The following is a 21,391-nucleotide window of genomic DNA, read 5'->3' as shown; positions in this document are numbered from 1 at the left end:
CGCATGACCACCACCCAGCCCCCCGCCACCGGATGCCCCTACCCCCTCGACCCCACAGGCTCGGACATCCACGGCGAAGCCGCCGCCCTGCGTGCACTCGGCCCGGCCGCCCACGTCCTGCTCCCCGGAGGGGTCCCCGCCTGGTCGGTCACCGACCCCGGCCTGATCCGCCGCCTGCTCGTCCACCCGGGCATCTCCAAAGACGCCCACCGCCACTGGCCCGCCTACATCAACGGCGAGATACCCGATGCCTGGGCGCTGAGCACGTGGGTCGACGTCGTCAACGCGCTGACCGCGTACGGCGCCGAGCACGACCGGCTCCGCCGGCCCCTCCAGGCCGCGTTCAGCCCCCGGCGGGTCAGGGCCCTCATTCCGCAGATCGAGGCCATCACGCACAGCCTCCTCGACGACCTCCAGGCAGCCGGTCCGGACGAGGTCGTGGACCTGCGGGCCCGCTTCGCCTGGCTCCTGCCGCTGCTGGTCGCCAACCTCGTACTCGGCGTTCCCGAGGAGTTGCACGGCCCCTTCCGCGACGCGATCGGCCTGCTCTTCGCCACCAACCTGTCCCCCGAGGAAGCGGCAGCGGCCCCCGCCCGCGTCTACAGCCTCATCGCCCGGCTGATCGACGCGAAGCGCCGGGACCAGGGGGACGACGTCACCTCGCTGCTCATTGCCGAGCGTGACGGAGGCGAGCTGACGGAAAAGGAACTCGCCGACAGCCTCCTGCTCCTGATCGGCGCGGGACACGAGACGACCGTCAACCTCCTCGACCACGGCATCAGCAATCTCGCCACCCACCCCGCCCAACTCGCCCTCGCGACCACCGGCGAGATCCCGTGGGAACAGGTCGTAGAAGAGACCCTGCGTCACCAGGCACCGATCGCGTCGATTCCGCTGCGTTTCGCCGTGCGCGAGGTCACCGACGAGCCCACCGGTCTGACGTTCGCCGCAGGCGACGCCCTCGTCATCAACTACGCCGCTGCGGGCCGCGACCCGAGCCGCCACCCCCGTGACGCCGACGCGTTCGACACCACCCGGGACACCGCACGCGACCATCTCGCCTTCGGCCACGGCCCCCACCTGTGCGTGGGTGCCGAACTCGCGCGCATCGAGGGCCGCATCGCCTTCGAGGCCATCTTTGCGCGCTTCCCCGCCCTGCGTCTTGCCGCGCCCGAGGACCTGGAGCCCCTGGAGAGTTTCATCTCCAACGGCCACCAGCTCCTCCCCGCCGTCCTCGGCCCCGCCCGGGACACGCAACCGCGGGCCGCCTGATTCCGCCACGTCCCCAGACCCCGGTGTGTTGTCCGCTGTCGGCGGCGGGCAACACACCGGACTCCGCCGCCCGGATACGGCCCGGGACCGGTCCCTCCCGTACCTGACCCTTCCGGCATCGTCCGCTGAACTCCTACGCCACTTCGGAGACCTTCTTGCCCATCGCATTCGATACGAGTGTTCCCAGCTCGGCCCGCATCTGGAACTACTGGCTGGGCGGCAAGGACCACTTCCCGGTCGACGAGGAGGCCGGCGACGCCTATCTCAAGATCGCACCCCAGGTAGCGGAGATGGCTCGCGAGTCACGCGCGTACCTGGTCCGCAGCGTGGAATTCCTGACCGGCGAACTGGGTGTCCGTCAGTTCCTGGACATCGGCACCGGCCTGCCAACAGCCCAGAACACGCACGAAGTCGCCCAGGACATCGCCCCGGACGCCAAGATCGTCTACGTCGACAACGACCCGCAGGTCCTGGCCCACGCCCGAACACTCCTCTATGGCACCCGCGAAGGCGTCACCGACTACGTCGACGCGGACCTGCGCGAACCCGAAGCGATCGTCGAAGCAGCCAGCCGGATCCTGGACTTCGACCAGCCCATCGCGCTGATGCTCATGGGCATCCTGGGGCACATCAAGGACTACGACGAAGCACGCACGATCGTCGGTCACCTCCGGGAATCCCTCCCCGCCGGCAGCTACTTCGTGACCTACGACGGAGTCGACGAAGACGCCGCCCTCCGGGAGGCCCAGCAGAACTACGACGACACCGGAGCCGCCCCCTACGTCCTGCGCAGCCCCTCCCAGCTCGCGGCCTTCCACGACGGCCTCACCCTGCTGGAGCCCGGCTTCGTCTCCTGCCCGCTGTGGCGTCCCAATCCCGATCCCGGCAAATCCCCGAAGTACACGGACATTTTCGGAGGCGTCTCCCGCAAGGTGTAACACCTCCGTTTCGCCGACCACCGCCGAATCCTCACCACCAGCACCAAGCAGACCGGAACCCTCGTCCACCGCTCAGCCCGGAGCCGGACGACCAGCGCCGTCGACATGACGGGTCTGAGCGATCACCACTCGGTGGTGGTGACTTACGACCTCGACACCGTCGTCGATCTCTGGCGTGCCCGATTCGCTCTCGCCGCCTGATCCATGTCCCCGCCGGAGCCGTCCGCCCCCAGTACCGCCAGTTCCGTCCGCGTCCCCGTCGGGGCGGAGCTGGCCCCCTTCGTCAAACCTGCCGTCCAACCTCACCGAAACCCCTGACAGCGAAAACACATGCCTCTAGCCTGCGAAAACCTCCATAGCCTGTCGGCCGATCCGACCCATGCCGCAGCCGCTGCTGCACTGACCGCCGGTGCACCGGTCCTGTTGGAAGAAGAAGATCTGAGCATCCTGCGTCTGATCGCCGCCGGCCGGCGGCGCATCGACATCGCCGACGTCACCTTCAACAGCACGACCAAGATCGACACGAGCAGGCGCCGACTGTGCCACGTGCTCGCGGCGGACAACAGCGAGCACCTCGCTGCCCTCGGCACCGTCTACGGTCTGGTCACACGCGACCACCTGCCCTGCGCGCCCAGCACACCGCCCCCCGTGGACGAGGACGATCAGCAGGTCCTCGATCTGATCGTCGCAGGGTGGAAAGGACCGCGTATCGCGGCCCGGCTCCAGCGTCGTGTCGACCCGGTACTCACCACCGTTGCGCGGCTCGCCCGCGCGCTCCGCGCGGACAACCGGTGCCAACTCGCCGCTCACGCCGTGCTGGTGGAGGTGGTGACCTGCTGCGCCGTCTCTCCGCGTTTTCCCTCCAAACCGTTGTCCGGCATGCCTCCGTTCCACATGACCGCTACGGGCACCGGCATCCTCCTGCCCACCACGCCTCCGCAGCCGTCTGCGAAATCCGCACGCCGAAGCCGCGCCAGCAGCCCGGCCGTTGCGGCGCCCGGCCCCGCCGAGTCAGACCGGAATGCGCAGAAGGATTCGGCGCCGATCCCGCCGGGGGTAGCCACCTGGGTCAGCAATCACATAGGACGCCACCAGGCATGGGCACTGCCCAACGACGTTGCCGGCGCCCGGACTTGGCGGATGTCCTCGCCGGAAGGGATCATCGAGCTGCGGATTACCCGGACCCACGGCGACCTCCAGCGCGAGGTGACCGCACACCGGCACGCCATCATCCGGCTCGATACCGGCCTTGCACCGCGCATGGTCGGGTTCGACCCCGGACTGCGGGCGCTGCTGACGCGGGAGCCGCGCGGCGAACGCGTGGACGACACACCCGACCGGGGCCTTCACCTGAGGGAATCCGTCCACGAGCAGGCCGGGCAGCTCCTGCACACCCTGCACGAAAGCACTCTCGGGACTGGCGACCGGCAGGCTCAGGCCGCCGCGAACACCCAGCGGTACATCGACTACATGGACCGTGTGCTGGAGCGGATCGATTCCCCGGTGCTGGCCGGACATCGCGCGGTCATCCGACGCCGCCTCGCCGTCCTGCGGGAGGCGCTGCCACAGCTGCCCGCCTCGTACTGCCACGGGTCGTTCGGAACCGGCGCCTGGCGGTGGCAGCGTCCCACACAGTCCCTCGCCCTGACCGGGTTCACTCGGTCCCAACTGCTGGCCACCGTAGTCGATTTCGCGCGGCCGTCGCTGCTGTGGACCGACCGGCCGGCTCTGCAGGACGCCTTCAGCCGAGGCTACGGCCGGCCCCTGGACGAACTGGAGCACCTCCTGCTCGGCGACTTCGCCCTCCTGGCCGCCCTTGAGGACCTGTGGCACACGATCCGCCTGGACGACGCCGAAGCGCGGCCGCGCCTCGCCGAGGCCGTGCGGGCGGCCGTGGAACGGCTGCCCGGCCAGCGGTAGCCCCCGGCTGTGTCCTTCACCCGAACATCGTCCGTTTCAGAGAAAGCATCGTTGACTATGCCTGCCCCCGCTCTGTGGCTGCACCAGCAGGAGTTGGTCACCGCTGCCGCCCGCACGCTCGCCACCGAGCCCCGGACCACGGGCGTGATGGCGTGCGGTCTCGGCAAGACACGTGCCGACTGCGAAGTCGCGTACATCGTCGCCGCCGACGACCGCGTGCTGATCGTCGCGCCCACCATCGACCTGGTCGGTCAGATCCTGCGCGACTGGCGGGATTACCGGGGCGACGCCCACCTCGGCCGTGTCGTCGCCGTGTGCTCCGACGACGGTGTCCTTCTGGACCGCGACGGCCAGCCGCTGGTCCACCAGCAGACGATGGTGACCACCGGTGAACTGAACAGTGTTGTGAGCGGGACGCTTCGTCAGGTAGACAGGCGGTCAGTTTGTGCTGTCGAGGAGGGGAGGGCGTCGTGCTCGGTTGGCTGAAACCCAACAGAACCCGCCAAGAGCGTGCTCTGGCGATGTACGCCCAGATGGCGATGGCTACCCGCCCGCCGTACGCGGCCACGGCGTCGCCGCGGGAAGACCCCGATTCTCTGGTTGGCGAAGCTGTGTTTCACAGCGCGCCTGTTCACGAAGTACTGATGAAGCTGGCTTACGGCATCGCCCCGCAACGGCCGTTGAAGGAGGCGGCGGAGGACGCCTTGGCCGCCATGTCCGCGGTGGTCGTTATGCGCCCGTCCTGGATCGCGTACTGCGACGCGCGCTTCGGTCTCGCCCCTGAAGCGACGGATGCCCTCAGCGAGACGAGCCGACAGTGGGGCGATGGGGACACCGCGCGTGCGTGGCCTCGCTTCGCTCAGGCCAAGCCAGCGGTCATCACCGCGACCGGGAGAATCGCGGAACTCCGGTCGTCGCTGGTCGAGGTCTGCGGGTACGAATTCAAGGAATGGGTGGGGCAGACGGCGTAGGGCGGAGCGCCTGCGCAGCGAGCAGCAAAGCCGTCACACTGCCAGCCTCTGTGATCTCGCCCAGGCGCACCGCCTCGCCGGCCTCGGCCATCGTCCGCAACTGCACGGTCATCCCGGCTTCGCTGTCATCCCGACGTTGGGATCCAGTGCGCAATTCGGTTGCGAGGAACAGGTGCGTGCGCGCCGCGGTGACGGCTGGTAGCGGGTCGATGACCCCCGATCGAATGAACAGTGCCTGCCACCAGCCCTGTCTCCTCCTCCAGCTCCCGGAGTGCGGCGTCATACGGGCGTTGGCCGCCGCAGCCACCGCCAGGCACGTGAAGGACACGGCGCCGTTGAAGGTAGAAGTCGTCCTCCACGAGAACGACGAGTCCCTGACCGTCTAGAGGGCGTCTGAAAAGCCTGTCAGTTGGCTGGTCTTGCGAGGCGGCGCACGAGGAGCATGGCCATGGTGAGGTAGATGGCGTTCTCCGAGCAGACGCGCAGGTACTCGTAGTCCTTCGACAGGCGGCGGCACCGTCCCAGCCAGGCGAACGTCCGCTCCACCACCCAACGGCGAGGGACCACTGCGAAGAGGGGCACTGCCGGAGGCGGTGCTCCCACCCGAGCCCAGGTTGAGCGGAATCCTCCGTCGCGGCGCTGCACGACCTCCACGGCGATGCCGGTGGCTTCCCGGGCCCAGGCGTGGAAGTCGGCACCGCGGTAGCCCTGGTCCGCCCACACGTGCTGAAGGCGTGGGAAGGCATCGGCGGCCAGGGAGAACAGCACCGCGGCACCGTCGCGGTCGCCGACGCTGGCCGGGCTCACGCAGGTGACCAGGACGGTGCCGCGGGTGTCGACGAGCAGGTGACGCTTGATGCCGCTGACCTTCTTGCCACCGTCGTAACCGTGCAGGCCACCGCGCTCACTGGCCCGCACGCTCTGGCTGTCCACAATGGCCGCACTGGGAGTGGGATCACGGCCGAGCTGCACCCGCTCGCGTTCACGCAGCGCCGTCAACATCCGCTCCCACACGCCCTCTTGCTGCCACCGCCGCCAGTAGTGGTAGACCGTCTGCCACGGCGGCAGGTCATGCGGCAAAAGTCTCCAAGCGCAGCCGGCCCGCAGCCAGTACGCCAACGCGTTGAGGATCTCCCGCCGCATGTGTTTCGCCGGTCGTCCACCGGGCTTGACCGCCGGAACCAACGGACGGAGGATCTCCCACTCCGCATCAGACAGATCCGTCGAGTAACGGGTACGCAGCCCGCACACCCAAACCCCCGAAAGTGCGCCACCACCCCGCTACCAGGCAACTTGCCCACTGACAGGCTTTTCAGACGCCCTCTAGTGGAACTGCTCGACACCGGCGCAATCGAGATCAGCCGGATCGCACTCCCTGCCGCCGACCCCACCAACCCGGCAGCCGTGGCCGCCCTGGGGCGCCGATGGAAGCCGGACAGCCCACTGCACCGCGCAGCCGCTGCTGCCGTGCGCTACACGGAGGACACCAGCATGTCCCCGCCATCCATGTGGGTGCAGGGACAGCCACTCGACCACTGCCACGACCAGTACGGGGCCGGCGCTCTGTGGATCAACCTCGGCTGGTACCACTTCGACCAACTCATCTACCGGCTCCGTGAAGGCACACAGAGTCTGGAGGTCGTCCGCCCCACACGGACGCAGCCGCTTCACGCCCTCCACATCACCGTGCGCGACATCGCAGCGCTCCCCTCGATGTAGCACTCCCACCAGCCGGAATGATGATGAAACGGCGTGGTTCAGGGGACAGGCTAGGGCCCGAGCAGCGCGACGAGGCCCGGCAACCGACACAGGCTGCCGGGCTTTCAGCCTCAGCCCAGCCAGCTTCAGGGAGAGCCCCAAGCTCGCTGCGGTGCAGACGGCGCGCATCCACCGCTCACGCCCGGATCCGCCAGTGGTGCCGATCGCCTGGTTCCGCAGGCCACCCGTCAGGCCGCCGAACGTGCCCCACGTCGCTTGGGGAAGCACGTTACGAGTACGCAAGGCCGCCCTCGCATATCTGGTCATAACTCGCAAGCCGCGCGTGTCGGGGGGATGATGGTCCGCAAGCCCTTCCTGCAGAAGGAGAAGGGGGCGCGGCGGTGACCTTCCGCGACGAGGACCCGGGTGATGGCGTCGATCGGCAGCTGAGCGACTCCCAGCGGTCGAGCAACTTGCAGACATTCGTCGCGGCGGCGGCGCGGCACTCCGGAGCGACAGTCACCGATCGTCTGCATCTGCGGATCACCCGCGACATCGCGGAGGGGTTTGCTGCCCACAGCTCCCAGGGCGGGGCGACGAAGACGCAGGTGTGGGAGTGGATCACACAACATGCCCGGCCCGCCTATGCGGTGGAGATGTTCGAGTCACGCTGGCAGGTCTTCGAGAGCGAGCAGCTGATCCGCCCCTATCGGTCCAAGAAGCACCAGTTGCGGCACTCCTTTCACCCACTGGGCACCGTCTTCCTGATGATCTGCGACCGGCTGGAGAGCCACGGCGGCATCGACGAGTTGATCGGCCTGCTGGACCGGACCCAGGAACTCCTCGACCGTGAGCATCCTGACCGGGATGCGGTCGCCCGCAACATCATTTTCTGCGAGTGGGTGTTCGCGACGTTCGCGGTTCAGCTTGAGGCGCTGGTCCTGGACGGCTCGCTGAAGGAACTGATCGAGGACCAGCGGCAGTACAACCACCAGGACTTGGACCAGCGTGTCCTTCGCCTGAACCGTGACGTGAACCGGCACTTCCCCAAGGACACCGACCTCGCCCACAAGGCCATGGCCATGGTTGAGGCCGAGCAGCGGTACGGCCACTGGGTTGCGCAAGCTCTGCTACGGGTGCTGGACCACGCCGGGGTTGCCCTGGACTTCGATGTCCTGTCGGCCGAGGAGTACCTGGAGGCGGCCCGCGATGCCCCGCCGGAACGGCTTGCGGAGGCCGGCGCGGCGATGGTGGTGGATGCGCCGCAGGTGTGGGTGGATGCGGGGGCTGTGGTGGACGCTGTGGATGCGTTCGCGCCGCGCCACCGGGTGCGCTACCGGCCGCCGATGCCCAAGGGGTCGCCGGAGCGGGATCCGTTCGCGGCGGTGGTCGAGCGAGGGGTGCGGGAACGGGCGCGTCGCGAACGGGCTGCCGATCGCATGCTTCTGGAGCGCGACCGCGTCGAGGTGACGGAGGAGTTGCGGCGGTCGCGGTGGCCGCGGGCCGTGAGGCTCCTGACGGATCTGATCATGCTGGACGCCGACCCCCACGCTCCGTACCGGTTGGAGATCGGCTCCGAGCTGCTCATCGACCGTGAGGCGTGGGTGACGTATCTGCATCCGGTCACGGTCCACCGCACGGAGCGTCCTGCGGCTGCCGCGCCGCAGGACTTGGTGGCAAGCGAGCACGGCGATGAAGAACCCTGATGTGCCCCTGATCCTGGCCGCCGCCCGAGCCGGTGGCGCGATCGCCCCCGGGAGCCTGCCGCCCGGGCTGCTGGCCGAGGCCGATGAGACGGCCCGGATCGCGGGGCGCAGCCTCGTGGAATGCGACTGCCCGTGGCCCACCCCGTCCAGTTCGGGCGGCCGTCCGGGCCCGCTGGGCCGTGCGCTCGTGCTGGGCTGGTCACAGGCGCCGGTTCCCGAGGAACTTGGCACCTACCCCGTCGCCCGGCTCACTCCCACCCAGATGATCACCTTCGCCCTGTGCCTGGCCCGGGCGTGGCCCGACCTGGACTGGCCCCCCTACCCTGGCCGCCCGTTCGAGCGCGCCGACATCCTAGACACGGCCGGGGACATCGGGCTGGACGTGAAGTTCGCCAAGGCCGCCCTCGACGGAGAACTGCACTTGCTGTTGCTGATCGTCCGCGAGGGACAGCGGCTGCGACTGGGGCCGGCGGTGGCCGCTCTGCCCGCCACCTTCGCCGAAACCATGCGGCGCTTTCACGACCAGCTCCCTGGTACGGGCCAGGCCCCGCCGGTACAGAAGGACGACGATGAGTGAGATACCGCTCTCCGACGTTGACGAGGCCCACGTCCAGTCCGCCCTCGCGGCCCTGGAGACCGCCGACGGGCTGGTGCCGGGCGAAGCGTTTCCCGCCTTGCAGACCGATGCGCTGCGGGCGGTTGTCGTCCGGCGTCTGGCCGGCCTCGGCCGCGTCCTGCTGTTCCGCGAGCACCATGGAATATCCGGTTTCACCAGCGGCTACGACGACACCGTGGGCGAACGCCTGGCCGCCGAGGGCATCGGGGTCCTGCCGCCCCTGGACCGGGCGGTGCTGGTACTGGTCCTGCTGCGCACCGTCGCAGCCCCCCGCGCCCGTGGCGTCCACGGGTCGGCGACCTGGCTCGCCGACGGACCCGGCACCAGCGTCGAGGAGCTGTACGCCAACCCCTTCTTCACCTACGAACAGCTGCGCCCGGCGGTGCGCCGTCTCAAGGCGCGCCGCCTGCTGCGGGAAGGCTTTCACCGCGCCCTGCTGCCGGGCCCTGCGCTGCTGCGGCTGACGGATACACAGTCGGCCCGGCTGTGGGAGGACCTGGTCCTGGTCACTCAGCCCGACTCGATGTACGCCCGGGCCATCCGCCAGCGCCGCCAGGAGAAGACACCGCCCGAACCCTCCTCCGTCCCGCGGGAGATCGCACCATGAACACTGCCACCGAACAGCAGGAGACGCAGCCCCCGGAAGAGGTACCGATCAGCCTCGGGATCATCGGAGGGCGGCAACTTTTGTGCGTCCAGACCTTCGACATCGCCCGGCATCCCTCGGCCGCGGTCGCTCTCATCCCCGGCTGCTTCGTCGCCGTCTCCGGCAAGGGGCCCACGGATTCGAACGAATCCGGCAAGACCAGCTGGCTGGCCGCCGTCTCGTTGCTGCTGGGCGATCCGGAATGGCGGATGCACAGCAGCGGCCCGGCGTCGGTGGCGGACCTGCTCTTCGAACCGCAGACCGCAGGGATCGGCGCCCAGGGCTATACGCCCGCCACCACCGGCTACATCGCCGGGCTCTTCGCGAACCCGGACGATGTCCCCGCCAGCGCCCACACCGTGTGGCTGAAGTTGTCCGCCACCCCGACGTACGTCGAAGTACGGCACGCCCCGGGCATCCATCTCGCCACCGCTCAGGACGACGCCAAACGCCATGACAAGGCCGCCAAGATCTACCGCGGGTTGCCGCCCGCATCCGCGCTGGGAGCCACCCAGTACGCGACCGCCCTGTACGGGCCCGTTCCCCGTTGCCTCGCGTTCCTGACCTCCCGGGGCAAACGACGCGGCGGCCCCTCCCTCCTCAAGCTCGACACCGGCCTGTTCACCCCCGCCGGCATCGGCACCGCACTCATCGACCTCACCGGCCGCGCCACGCTCCTGGACACCGACGCGTCCTTGCGCCACGACCTGAGCGAAGCAGAACGCGAGCTGCAGACCAGCCGGGACCAGGACATCACCAGCTACGCGGCCGAGGAGCGGGCCCTGCACACCGTCATCCAGCGCATCAGCGCCCGAGAGGAGCTCGTACAGGCCCAGGACATGTGGGCCCTGCACTACGCCCGTGGACTGCTCGACGCACTGGACCGCACCGACCAGCTGCAGGCCGCACTGGGCGAACAAGAAGAGGCACGGGCACGCGCCCGGGGTGACCGGGAAGCAGCCCAGGCCGCTCAACGCGCCCTCGACGACCCCGAGCGCCTCGCCCGCCGACACGACGAGGCGGCGCATGCCAAAGAAGGCGCCGAGCAGCGCCTGATCCGGGCCCGGGACGACAAAAGCGGCGCTCGTCACCACCTGGCCGCACACGATCAAGCCCTCCAGGACGCCGAGGACGCCGCGGCGGGAGTCCACGGGAACCTCGACGACGCCCGCCTCGATGCCCAAAAGGCCCACCAGCATGCCATCGCCTGCGAAGGCCACCTGACGCAGGCCACCGCGCTGCGCCAGAACGCCCAAGACGACCTCGCCCGCGCCAACGAGGGCCGCTACGGCACCGCCGGCCAGACGATCAGCACCCTGAGCGAAGCCGGCATCCACGCCACCGGCCTACTCGACGGACTCACTCTCGCTCCCGAGGAACGCGCCTCCTGGGAGCCCCGGCTGGCGCTGTACCGCGACGCCGTGTGCATCGCGACGTCCTGCATCGCTACCGCCCGGGCGGCCTTGGCCGGCCGGCCCGGCGCAGTACTCATCGCTGTACCCGACACGGACCACCGCGGCCACGATCCCGTCCAGGGATTTCTGGACACCCTGGCCGCACGCATGCGTCTGGAACACTCCCCGGACACCGCGGTCGACAACGCTCTGGGCCTGTACGTACTGGGCGGATACGCTGAGCCGCTCACCGGGCGAGCCTCCCTCCTGACCCGTCTGCGTGCTGCACTGGACCAAGCCGAGCAAGACCTCGGCCAGGCCCAGCGGCAGCGCGGTCAGGCCATGGAAACCGAAGCGCAGAGCGCCGAACTCGTCCGCCGCCTGGAAGCAGCCGCGCGCGCCGCGCGCCTGCGGTCCCAGCGCCCCGCGCTGGAAGACGAACTCGCCGCCCTCCACCAGGCGACCGCCGCGTGTCAGCAGGAGAGGGACGCAGCACAGGCTGCCTTCCAAGACGCCCTCGTCGCCCACAAGACCCTCGCGCTCCAGCACGCCCAGGCGCAAGCCGCCATCGACACGGCAAAGGCTGCTGAAGCACAGGCCGCCGAACAGCTCGCAGCTGTCCAGCAGCAGATCGACGATCTCGACATCAGCTACTGGCAGGAACACGGCGGCAGCCGTGAAGCCGCCCTGCGCGCCCTGCGCTGGCCCACCGCCCCACCGGCCGCCTCGGATCGTCCACGGGTCCAGCCGGAACGCCGCAGTGAGAACACTCTGCGCCAGCGCGCGGGCCGCCATCTCGAACGGGCCCTCGAAGCGATCGGCATCGACGTCGACACCGGCGCCGGCGCCCCGATCGGCGCGCTCAAGGACGCGGTCCGGCTCCGCAACAACCTCGCCGATGACGCCGGAGGCCGCCGCTTCGCCGATGCCACCGCGTTCGAGGCGCCCGTCCGTGCCCTGAGGGACTGGCTGGACCGATTCGTCGAGTCCGACGTCTCGGCCGCGAACCGCATCGCCGAGGAACGCGCCCACCGGGCCAGCCGGATCGCCTTCGGTGAGCAGAAGGCCGGCGACCTACGAGAGAGCCTGCGCACCATGCAGGGCAGTATCGCCCTGCGGCTCGAACTGGCCCTGGTCGACATAGAGGACGCGCTGGTCACGCTCAACCGGGACGCCGGGCTCTACGGTGCCGAACTGCGCCGGACCCTCACTCCGCCCCCAACGCTGCAGGACATGTGGAGGTGCGAAGTCACCCCGTACTGGCGGCGCACCCCGCACGGCCCGATGCTGCCCTACGACAACATCACCAACTCGGCCCAGGAGAAGCTGTTCTCCATCCACCTGGTCCTGGCCTCGCTGCTCGCCTCCCCGCACCCTCGCGGGCGCCTGCTCATCCTCGACGAACTGGGCGACTCCCTCGGCTCCCACCACCGCCGCGAAGTCCTCGGCGCCCTTGCCTCCAGCGCCCAGGGCAACGGCATCACCGTCCTGGGCACCTGCCAGGAGTCCCTCCTGGACGACGCCACCGAACACAGCGGCGAACTCCTCTACTTCAACTACCCCAGCCACACGGAAGCCCTCAACGCACCCACCCGGATGTTCGGCTACGACGCCAACGGCGAGCGCGTCGAGCTGACCATGGAGGTTCTGCTGGCCGGACGCACCTGGTGGTAGACGATGCAGCCCACCGGTCCCGTCATCCCCCTCAAGGGCCTCCCCCAAGGGCTCACCGCACACGCCGTCGTACGCACCCGCCACACCGCCGAGGGAACCCGACGCCTCGTCAACGCGCGCCCGACCGGCATGCCCCACTACTCCCAGGTCGACCTCACCGCGACCACGCTGCCGGAACACCTTGCCCCCGACGCCATCCCGGCCCTCGCCCGCAGCGGTGACCGGGCCTTCGTCTTCAACGCCGCGCACCGCGAATGGCGCGCCGTACAGCAGCGCTACGGCGGTCACGCCTGGGCCACCGCCATCACGCTCGCCCGCGCCGGGGCGGTCGTGCTGCGCTGCAACGTCACCGCCTCCGAGATGGCCCTCGGCTCTCCCATCCGCTGGTATCGCACCGACGCCACCACCCGGGCAGCCGCACAGCATGCAAAACGGCAGACCACCACACGCGATCAGCTCCGCACCGGCATCCAAGATGCTCTTGATGCGCTGCACCCCCATCTGAACCGAGCCAGCAGCCCCATCCCCACGATGAAGGGGCTCACCGAAATCGCGGTGCAGAGCCTGCGCTCCGCGCTGCAAGCAGAGCTGGACCGACCTGCACCCGCGCCGAAACGCTCACGCATACTGATCGCCGTCGCCCGCGACCTGTGCGAAGGCACCATCCACCCCAATGCCCGGGCCTTCTCTCAAGCGCACACGGGCAACACAAAGACCTGGGACGACGCTCGCCCCATCCTCCAACACTGCGGTGTCACTCCCGCCGTGGCGACCGCCATCGGACTCCAGCGCGACAGCCGCATCGGAGCCGGAGGAGCCATCGACCTGCAGACCGTAGGACAGAGCCTGCCCCTGACCCGCCTTCGCGGCCCTGTGCTCCTGCGCGCCGAACAGACCGACCTCCGCCTGGCCCTGACCGGCGCCCGCCTTGTCATCGTCGAGAACCTGCAGGCCGCCGAGACGCTGTGCGACGCCCTCAACGGGAATGTCACGAGCAGCGACGTCGGCATCGCATACTGCGGGGGTATGCCCAGCGCGGCCGTTCTCGATCGCATCGCCGGCCTCGCAACCACTGCGGAAAGGATCGTCATCGCTCCCGACGCGGATCTCGGCGGCATCCGCATCGCCACCGCCATTTATCAGACCCTGTCGCCCGCAGGCCAGACCAGGAGCGTGATCTGCGACGTCGGCGCCGCTGCCCATGCACCGCAGAGGCCATGGGCGCCGGACAGTCCCGTCTGGGAGACGTTGAAGTCGGCCCAGGCAGGTCCAGCCGGTGCACTCGCCCAGAGCTGTCTCGACCGTGGCTACCCCGTCGAACAGGAAACCGCCATCGTCGAAGGCGTGCTGCGCCTGATCTGAGCTGCATGTCGCAGGCCGGCGTCCCGCGTCACCGTGCGCGACGCCACAGCCCTGGCCCCCGGTGTCGCCACGCCGGCTGGAGTGATGACGAGAATGGCGTGGCTCAGGGGGGCAGATCTGGGCAGGGCAGCGCGACGAGGCCCGGCAACCGCCACAGGTTGCCGGGCCTCAGTGCGCACATCAGTCGACGAGGTAGTGGGCTTCGACGTAGGCGACGGTGGAGCCATAGGGCTCCCCCACCGGCTTCAACATGTACCGGCGGAAGACCGCGGCGGTGGCACGGCGGACACCGCGATTGCGGGCCTCGGCGTTGTCCCATGACTGGGCGAGGGTGCGCTTGACCACCTGGTCGATCTCCTCGGCCAGGTTCTGCTCCGTGACGGTGAGGCCGGGCGGCGCATGGTCACGGATGATCCGCGACAGGACACCCACGTGGTCGTCGTCCAGCACGACGGCTTCGTCGGGGTGCTTCTCCGCGTTCACGATGGCACGGGCGACCCGGAGTGCTTCGGCCAGGAACTCCAAGGCGTCCTGAGCGTTCTGGATGATCCGGTCCCGCAGCTGCCTGATCCGCTCCGCCAGGGCGGTGTACTTCGCAGACCCCGGTTCGACGCCCTTCTCAAGGGCCGCCTTGATGTGGTCCAGGATCTCCGCCGCAGACGGCCGCCCCTTATCCTCGCTGTCGTCCTTGTCGGGCTTGGGACGGACGAGGGCCAACAGCTCCTTGAGGATCGTAATGCCCTGGGCATCCAGGACGAGGGCTTCTTCCTGGGAGGCGGCCACCGAGAAGGAGTGGACGTGGGCGTTGATTATCTCCAGGACCATCGGCCCCAGCTCGCCCAGTCGCTCCTTCCTTTCCTCGTCGGAGGACTTCTTGAACAGGGTCGTGTATACGGACCCGAACAACCCGAAGCCGTCCCGGTACTTGGCGACCCGCTTGTCGGTGTTGATGAGCGGGTACAGGCGGGCCAGGAGCCGGTAGTCCTTGGTGAACATGTCGGCAGCGCCGGGGTTGGCGTCCAGGAAGATGTTGATGGCTCGCACGGACTCGTATCCGTGGACGGTGAGGTCCAGGCCGTCCACGTCGGCGAGGAGGTCTTCGATGCGGGCGAAGGTGGTGCGGAACTCGGCGACCAGCTCGGTCAGGTCGGTGACGAACCCGCCGCCCTTGCTGGCTCCCTTTGCGGTGGGGTCAACGACGGCCCGCTGGACCTCTTCGGCCAGACCGATGAAGTCCACGACCACGCCGTCAGTCTTCACGAACCCGTCCGGGGACACCCAGGTCCGGTTCGGGCGGGTGATCGTCTGGAACAGGTTGTGGGCCTTCAGCGGCTTGTCCAGGTAGAGGACGCCCTCGTTGGGGGCGTCGAACCCGGTCATCAGCTTCGCGGTCACCACCAGGAAGCACAGCGGGTCATCCGGGGTGAGAAAGCGCCGCTTCTGCTTCTCCTCGTCGACTTCTGACAGCTGGTAGGGCCGCATGGCGGCGTCTTCGTCCTTGGAGTCCGAGACGGAGATGTTCACCTCGGCAGTGATCCGCTCGTGCTTCCCGACCTCGGTGAGCACCTGTGACGCCTCGAAGCCGGCCAGCAGCTCGTTGATCTTGTCCGTGTACGCCACGGCCAGGTCACGGTTGTAGGCGACGACCTGGGCCTTGAGGCCGTTGCGGTAGGCGCTGGCCAGGTAGTGGTCCACGATGTCCTGGCAGACCGTGTGTATGCGGTTCGGGTTGGCGAACACCGAGGTGAGACGCCCGAACTTGCGGGACAGAGCCTCGCGGTCGGGGTCGTCGAGGTCGAATTCGTCGGCGAACTGGTCGAACTCGGCCTGCAGTGCGCTGTCGTCTATCTCGAAGGTGACCGGGTGCGGGTCCAGCATGACCGGGACAGTCGCCTCGTCCAGCAGAGACCGGGATACTGAGTACCGGTGCAGCACCCTGTCCGGGTCAGTCTCTTCACCGAAGAGCGCGAAGGTGTCGGTGGCGAGGTTCCTGACGGGTGTGCCGGTCATGCCGAAGAACTTCGCGCTCGGCAACGCCGCACGCATCTGGCCAGCCAGGGACTTCGACTTGGCGGACTGGGTGCGGTGTGCCTCATCGACCAGCACGATGATGTTGTCCCGGGTCGACAGATTCGTGCCGGCGTCGGCGAACTTGTGGACGGTCGTGGAGATGACACCGCGCACGTCATCGGCCAGCAGGGAGCGCAGCTGCTGGCTGGTGGCGGGCTTGTGGAAGTAGGCGTGCCCCATCGCGGAGGTGAACACGCCGGAGGTCTGCCGGACGAGATCGGTCCGGTCCGAGAGCAGGATGATCGTGGGCGACTCGGTGCGGGTGTCGGTCAGCAGCAGCGAGGCGGCGAACACCATCAGCAGTGTCTTCCCGGACCCCTGGTGATGCCAGACCAGGCCCTTCGACCCGCCCTCCAGGACCCGCTCGTGGATCAGGTGCGCGGCCTCCATCTGCGGGTAGCGGGGCAGGTACTTCATGTCCACCCCATCCCCCGAGGTGTCGAAGAGGGCGAAGTTGGCCAACATGTCCAGGATCGTGGCCGGGCTGAGCAGCAACTCGACGGAGCGCCGCACGTCCGCCTGCCCGGACAGGTTCTCGTCGTCATCGGTGGACCGGAACGGCTGCCACAGGTTCACGGGCGCGCCAGCGGCACCGAACCGCAGCTTCAGTCCGTCGGAAGCGACGGAGAAGACATTGGGGGTGAAGAACCACGGGTACTCGGGGGCGTACACGTCGTTGATCTCGCGGGCCGCGTCCGCCCAACCGGACTTCGCGGTCGGAGACTTCACCTCGACTACGACCAGAGGCAGCCCGTTGACCCAGTACACGAGGTCGAACCGGCGGGAGGTCTTGCCGGGGACGGTGATGGTCACCTCGTCCGACACGACTAGCGTGTTGGCTGTCGGATGCTCGAAGTCGATGACCTTGAGGGCGTGCCACACGCCGTCCGCATCCCGGAACTCCTTGTGCCCGCGCAGCAGGTTCAGAACCAGCTCGTTGGCACGCACCAGGCCACCGTCGACGGCGTTGACCGTAGCGACGATCTCCTCGACAACCACGTCCACGTCGAACCCAGCGATCACTCCAGGGTTCAACCGGAGGATGGCGTCCCGCAGCTGGCCGATGACCACTGTCTGCGTCGTCTCACGAGGCAGGGCTCTGCCCGCTGTGTAACCCCAGCCCATGGGGAGGGACCACTGGATCATAAGGTTCTGGAATTCCCGCTCCCGAACGCCCTTCGCCACGGCTCAGACCTCCAACAACTCGGCGGACTTGATGTCGATGGTGCGATTCAATAGGCCCGAGAGCACTGCCACCCTCACCCGACGGAGACGCTCCGCCTCAGCCTGAAGAGCGGCGACTTGCGCGTCCACCGCGCCGGCCGCCCTCGAAATGCGCTCTTGCTCATCACGAGGAGGCACGGGCATAACGATCTTCTTCAGGTTCGCAGCCGAGATGCGAACCACCTTGGTCACGCTCGCGAATTGACGCTTCTGATGCTGGAAAAAGGGTGAAGCAAAGAAATACGAAACGAACTTCGGGTCCAGATCATGACGGAAAATGAAGCAGTCATCGTGAACGGCCACATCTTCATCGCCCAGCCAGGCAACAGCCTTGCCGACGTCCTCAACGTTCTCGCTCGTCCCAGCGACCACCACATCACCGGGCTGCGCGAGACGCATCGAGCCGCGGAAGCTCTCAGGCAAGTACGTCACCGTACGTGTAGCCGATGCCCCATAGTCCGTGTAGATCTGGCCGTAGTGGATGCACCCCAGGCCGGACTCCACGTAGTCGCTCTTCACGAACCGGCGACCGCGGCTGAGTGTTCCAGCCTCCGACAATGGAGCAGACAACCAACCCTCACCGCCACGTGAGAGCATGTCTCCCAGAACGGCGTTGCGGACTCGAAGGAGGCTGTCGGCTTCGACCTCGAGTGCCGCGACTTGTTCGTCCATCGCCCCGATGACCTCGACGATCCGCTCCTGCACAAGCAGCGGCGGGATGGCCATGGCGATGTTGAGGAAGTCTGCGGGCTTCACCCTCTCGCGCCTCCCCCCCATTCCCTTCGATGCACCTTGGAGCGCGCCCCACATGCTCTGCGTCGTGGTGAGAATGCGGAAGAAGTCGGGGTCCATGTCAGTCCCGAAAGCGAAGGTAGGAAATTCCTGAGACGCGAACGACTCCGGCAAGTCGTCGGGAGTGACCGTGATCGCGCCTTCGAATGCCTTGAGCCGGCTGTAGACGAGCACCCCGGGACCGATCCGGTTGAGCTTCTTGTAAGCGGTAGAGCTTCCAGCGACGGGGCCGCGAAAAAGCAGCCCTCTCCCCCTATTCAGGACTCCCACGATCGGATAAGTCCGACCCGGGTCCACATCGACGACCTCCACGTTCAGCTTGAGGACACGTGAGAGAGGCGCCAGGACCCATTCATCCTGCACGGCAGCTGCGGCGTCACTCATCGAATCCCTCAATCCCAGCGTGTGCGAGGACGGCGAGCATGTGCCGCTCGATCTTCTGACGTTCGCCTCGGGCGATGCTGTAAGCCTCAATCAGGGTGGGCAGGTCCGTCTGCTCGGCCGTGACCTGCTTGACGTAGCGACTGATGTTGAGGTCATAGCTGTTTGCCGCGATCTCGGTCACGGGCACGAACTGGGCGGCTAGCCCACCATCCCCGTCCAGAGCCACCGTGGTGCCGTCGACGTCGAAGCTCGCATGGTAGGCAGCCACCGTGTCGGCGATGTCAGCGTTGGTCAGGACATTGCGGTTCTTGCCCTTGGTGAACCGCTTGGAGGCATCGATGAACAGCACCCCGTTTTTACGCTCGTCGGCCTTGGTGCCAGGGGCGCGGAACACGAGGATGCAGGTCGGGATCGTGGTGTTGTAGAAGAGGTTCGCTGGCAGTCCGATCACAGCCTCAAGCAAGTCGTCATCGAGGACTCGCTGCCGGACCGAACCCTCTTGGCCGCCGCGGAAGAGGACACCGTTAGGCAGGACGACGCCAGCGCGGCCCTTCTTCGGATCCATGCTGGCGATCATGTGCTGCACGAACGCCCAGTCCGCCGACGACTGCGGTGCGACACCACCGATGGCACGCGGGTCATTGGTCCAAGGCTTCCACTTCAAGCTGTAGGGCGGGTTGGCGAGGATCACATCGAACTGCGCAATGGATCCGTCTGGCTTCTTGAAGCGCGGGTCCCTCAGAGTGTCGCCGACCTCCACCTTGAACTGGGTGAGGTTGTGCATGAAGAGGTTCATGCGAGCCACACCCGCGGTGTCCGGTACGGCCTCCTGCCCGTGCAGTTTGAGCGTGTAGCCACGCCCGCCATGGGCCTTCAGGAGGTTTGCGGAGGCGATTAGCATGCCGCCCGACCCGCAAGTCGGGTCGTACACCGACTCGTGGCCCTTGGGGTCTAGGACCTCGACGATCAGCTCGACAACCTCGCGCGGGGTGAAGAACTGGCCAGCGCGGGTGCCGGACCCGTCGGAGAACCGCTTCAGTAGATACTCGTACGCCCCACCGAGCACATCATGTGACATGTTGCCCTCGTGCATCTTCGGGGTGCGGTCCATCGCCTGCATCACCGCCGCCAACACCTCGCCGGACAGCACCTCTTCGGAAGTCCAGGTCATGGACCCGAACAGGCGGGAGAACTTGTCAGGGTTGGCGGTCTCGATGGCCTGGAGGGAGGCGCGGACCCGCTGGCCGAGGCCGGGCTGAGTGATGGTGGCGAGGATGGACGACCACGAGGCGCGACGCTTCTGGACAGTGCCGGGGTGGATGAACGGGACCTCGAACGACTGGTAGTCGCGGTACTCGATCTCGTGGGCTTCCTCGGTGGACAGATCGTCCAAGCCCTCGTTGTCGGCCAGGAACTCCTGGTGCTGGTGTTCCCAGGTGTCGGAAAGATACTTCCAGAACATCAGTGGGAAGACGACCGAGGAGTATTGCGCTTCGGGCATCGCCACGCGCAGCTCGTCGGCGGCGTCCCACAACCGGTTCTCGATTTCCTGCTGGGTCACTGCCATCAGTCGGGGGTGTCCTTGCTCGTCAAAAGGTGGCGGCCCGAAGGCCGTGATGTTCCTGCTGGTCAGCCCATTTCGGGCGTACCCGGCATGTACACGCCTGGGGCTTCCCGCGGGAAGGCACTCTGGGCGTCGCATTCCGTGCGGGGGAGGCTCACAGACGATATCCCTCCCCAGGGCCACGAAATATGGCAAACGACCCGACCAAACGGCGCGGCTCATCGGGATGCATGCCGTGGTGACCTCGCGGAAGTGTGCGCGCGAGAAGTCGACAGCCTCCCGCCACACCTCCGTCGCCGCTGCCAGCTTCGCCGGCCGGACCTCATCGCTCACGAGCCGCCCACGCCAGACCCTCGCCAGGACGCAGCCTGGCGGCTCACCGCTCCTGCCTGATCCATACGACCAGAGAGGGATGTCGGGCTCGCTCTGGGGCCGCCTTCGGCTCACAATGCGCAGGGACCGTCAAACGTAAGTTCATGCGGGCGACTCCTGAGGCAGCGTCAACAGTGCTGCGGTCATCCCATCACGCACCACTGACAACGCGGGCCGCTAACCTTCTCCGAGTCGAAGGCAAAGCCTACTACCGCCGAACGGCCCATCCCATACACGGCCAGTCACCTGGTTCCATGACTGTTTGGCCGTCAATTGCTCTGCCGCAGGCTCCCGTTAGCGTGCGGACTCTTTTGACCACGTCGGCCGCGATCAGCGGTGCCCCTTGATCACCGCATGGCTCGACGGCGCTCCCATCATGCCCTCCCAGCTCCTACGCTGCGCCCCACCCTGCAGTTGTCCGAGGACCTCCTACTCGAAGCGCTGGCCGGCAAGCGAGACACTGCGTACTGGCCACTACCTGTTCCGCCGCCGGACCAGCAAGGCCACCCCGAGTGACCATGTGGGGCCTGGACACGGCGGGCGACCGGGGACAGTCCCTCCACACTCGCGAATCCGAGGTCCAACGACCGGGAATCACGAACACGGCTGCGCACAAGCCCGCGGTGACTGGCCGGGTCACGCCCGGGCATCAACGCGGCGACCGAGCGGCGCAACATAGCCGACGATCGCCGGTTGGCCAAACCGGCGATCGTCCGCATCATTAGATGGTTCACCGCCACTACCTGCCCGTACGTCGGAAGGCACCGCCACCACAACACCCGCAGCCC

16 protein-coding genes are annotated in these 21,391 nt (G+C 67.8%); 11 read left to right on the top strand and 5 right to left on the bottom strand.

Annotation, left to right across the window (positions count from 1 at the left end):
* Positions 1-3 precede the first annotated feature (3 nt).
* The 5 genes from OG714_RS44605 (at position 4) to OG714_RS44585 (ending at position 5,101) form a co-directional block, all read left to right on the top strand.
* Complete coding sequence (locus tag OG714_RS44605) at positions 4-1,272, top strand: cytochrome P450 (protein WP_406129739.1); 1,269 nt, start codon at positions 4-6, stop codon at positions 1,270-1,272.
* 155 nt (positions 1,273-1,427) lie between these two features.
* Positions 1,428-2,210 (top strand): SAM-dependent methyltransferase, encoded by a 783-nt coding sequence (locus OG714_RS44600; protein WP_406129737.1) that lies wholly within the window; start codon positions 1,428-1,430, stop codon positions 2,208-2,210.
* A 423-nt stretch (positions 2,211-2,633) separates the two neighbouring features.
* Positions 2,634-4,130: a hypothetical protein gene (locus OG714_RS44595; protein ID WP_406129735.1), complete on the top strand. Its 1,497-nt coding sequence runs from the start codon at positions 2,634-2,636 to the stop codon at positions 4,128-4,130.
* Between the two features lie 57 nt (positions 4,131-4,187).
* Positions 4,188-4,616, top strand: a complete 429-nt coding sequence (locus OG714_RS44590; RefSeq protein ID WP_406129733.1) for a DEAD/DEAH box helicase family protein — start codon at positions 4,188-4,190, stop codon at positions 4,614-4,616.
* Positions 4,601-5,101, top strand: a complete 501-nt coding sequence (locus OG714_RS44585; RefSeq protein ID WP_406129731.1) for a hypothetical protein — start codon at positions 4,601-4,603, stop codon at positions 5,099-5,101. Before OG714_RS44590 ends, OG714_RS44585 begins: the two co-directional genes overlap by 16 nt.
* A gap of 125 nt (positions 5,102-5,226) precedes the next feature.
* On the opposite strand, the gene OG714_RS44580 is transcribed toward OG714_RS44585, so the two are convergent.
* Both OG714_RS44580 and OG714_RS44575 read right to left on the bottom strand, forming a co-directional pair.
* Positions 5,227-5,418, bottom strand: a complete 192-nt coding sequence (locus OG714_RS44580) for an NUDIX domain-containing protein (protein ID WP_406132157.1) — start codon at positions 5,416-5,418, stop codon at positions 5,227-5,229.
* Positions 5,419-5,506: 88 nt separating this feature from the next.
* On the bottom strand, positions 5,507-6,352 hold the full coding sequence (locus OG714_RS44575; RefSeq protein ID WP_406117946.1) for an IS5 family transposase: 846 nt from the start codon (positions 6,350-6,352) through the stop codon (positions 5,507-5,509).
* Between the two features lie 75 nt (positions 6,353-6,427).
* On the opposite strand from OG714_RS44575, the gene OG714_RS44570 reads away from it, so the two are divergent.
* The 6 genes from OG714_RS44570 (at position 6,428) to OG714_RS44545 (ending at position 14,197) form a co-directional block, all read left to right on the top strand.
* On the top strand, positions 6,428-6,820 hold the full coding sequence (locus OG714_RS44570) for a hypothetical protein (protein ID WP_406129729.1): 393 nt from the start codon (positions 6,428-6,430) through the stop codon (positions 6,818-6,820).
* 380 nt (positions 6,821-7,200) lie between these two features.
* A complete protein-coding gene (locus OG714_RS44565; RefSeq protein WP_406129727.1) occupies positions 7,201-8,505 on the top strand; it encodes a hypothetical protein in 1,305 nt (434 codons plus the stop codon).
* Positions 8,492-9,082, top strand: coding sequence for a hypothetical protein (locus OG714_RS44560; protein WP_406129725.1), 591 nt, complete (start codon positions 8,492-8,494; stop codon positions 9,080-9,082). Before OG714_RS44565 ends, OG714_RS44560 begins: the two co-directional genes overlap by 14 nt.
* Positions 9,075-9,728, top strand: a complete 654-nt coding sequence (locus OG714_RS44555; RefSeq protein ID WP_406129724.1) for a hypothetical protein — start codon at positions 9,075-9,077, stop codon at positions 9,726-9,728. The genes OG714_RS44560 and OG714_RS44555 overlap by 8 nt, the downstream gene beginning before the upstream one ends.
* The gene (locus OG714_RS44550; RefSeq protein ID WP_406129722.1) at positions 9,725-12,835 is read left to right on the top strand and encodes a hypothetical protein; all 3,111 of its coding nucleotides are present in this window, start codon (positions 9,725-9,727) and stop codon (positions 12,833-12,835) included. The genes OG714_RS44555 and OG714_RS44550 overlap by 4 nt, the downstream gene beginning before the upstream one ends.
* 3 nt (positions 12,836-12,838) lie before the next feature.
* Positions 12,839-14,197 carry a DUF2399 domain-containing protein gene (locus OG714_RS44545; protein WP_406129720.1) on the top strand — a complete coding sequence of 453 codons (1,359 nt, stop codon included), beginning with the start codon at positions 12,839-12,841 and terminating at the stop codon, positions 14,195-14,197.
* Between the two features lie 180 nt (positions 14,198-14,377).
* Here OG714_RS44545 and OG714_RS44540 read toward each other — a convergent pair whose 3' ends face one another.
* From OG714_RS44540 to OG714_RS44530, 3 genes are read right to left on the bottom strand one after another with little or no spacing between them, the layout of a single operon-like run.
* On the bottom strand, positions 14,378-17,452 hold the full coding sequence (locus OG714_RS44540) for a type I restriction endonuclease subunit R (RefSeq protein WP_406129718.1): 3,075 nt from the start codon (positions 17,450-17,452) through the stop codon (positions 14,378-14,380).
* A gap of 3 nt (positions 17,453-17,455) precedes the next feature.
* The gene (locus tag OG714_RS44535) at positions 17,456-18,667 is read right to left on the bottom strand and encodes a hypothetical protein (RefSeq protein WP_406129716.1); all 1,212 of its coding nucleotides are present in this window, start codon (positions 18,665-18,667) and stop codon (positions 17,456-17,458) included.
* The gene (locus tag OG714_RS44530; protein ID WP_406129714.1) at positions 18,660-20,234 is read right to left on the bottom strand and encodes an N-6 DNA methylase; all 1,575 of its coding nucleotides are present in this window, start codon (positions 20,232-20,234) and stop codon (positions 18,660-18,662) included. The genes OG714_RS44535 and OG714_RS44530 overlap by 8 nt, the downstream gene beginning before the upstream one ends.
* Positions 20,235-21,391: the final 1,157 nt, after the last annotated feature.

The sequence above is a fragment of the Streptomyces sp. NBC_00989 genome (assembly GCF_045162655.1).
Classification (GTDB): Bacteria; Actinomycetota; Actinomycetes; order Streptomycetales; family Streptomycetaceae; genus Streptomyces.
The sequence above is the reverse complement of the archived record's forward strand: the minus strand, read 5'-3'. Positions and strand labels throughout refer to the sequence as shown.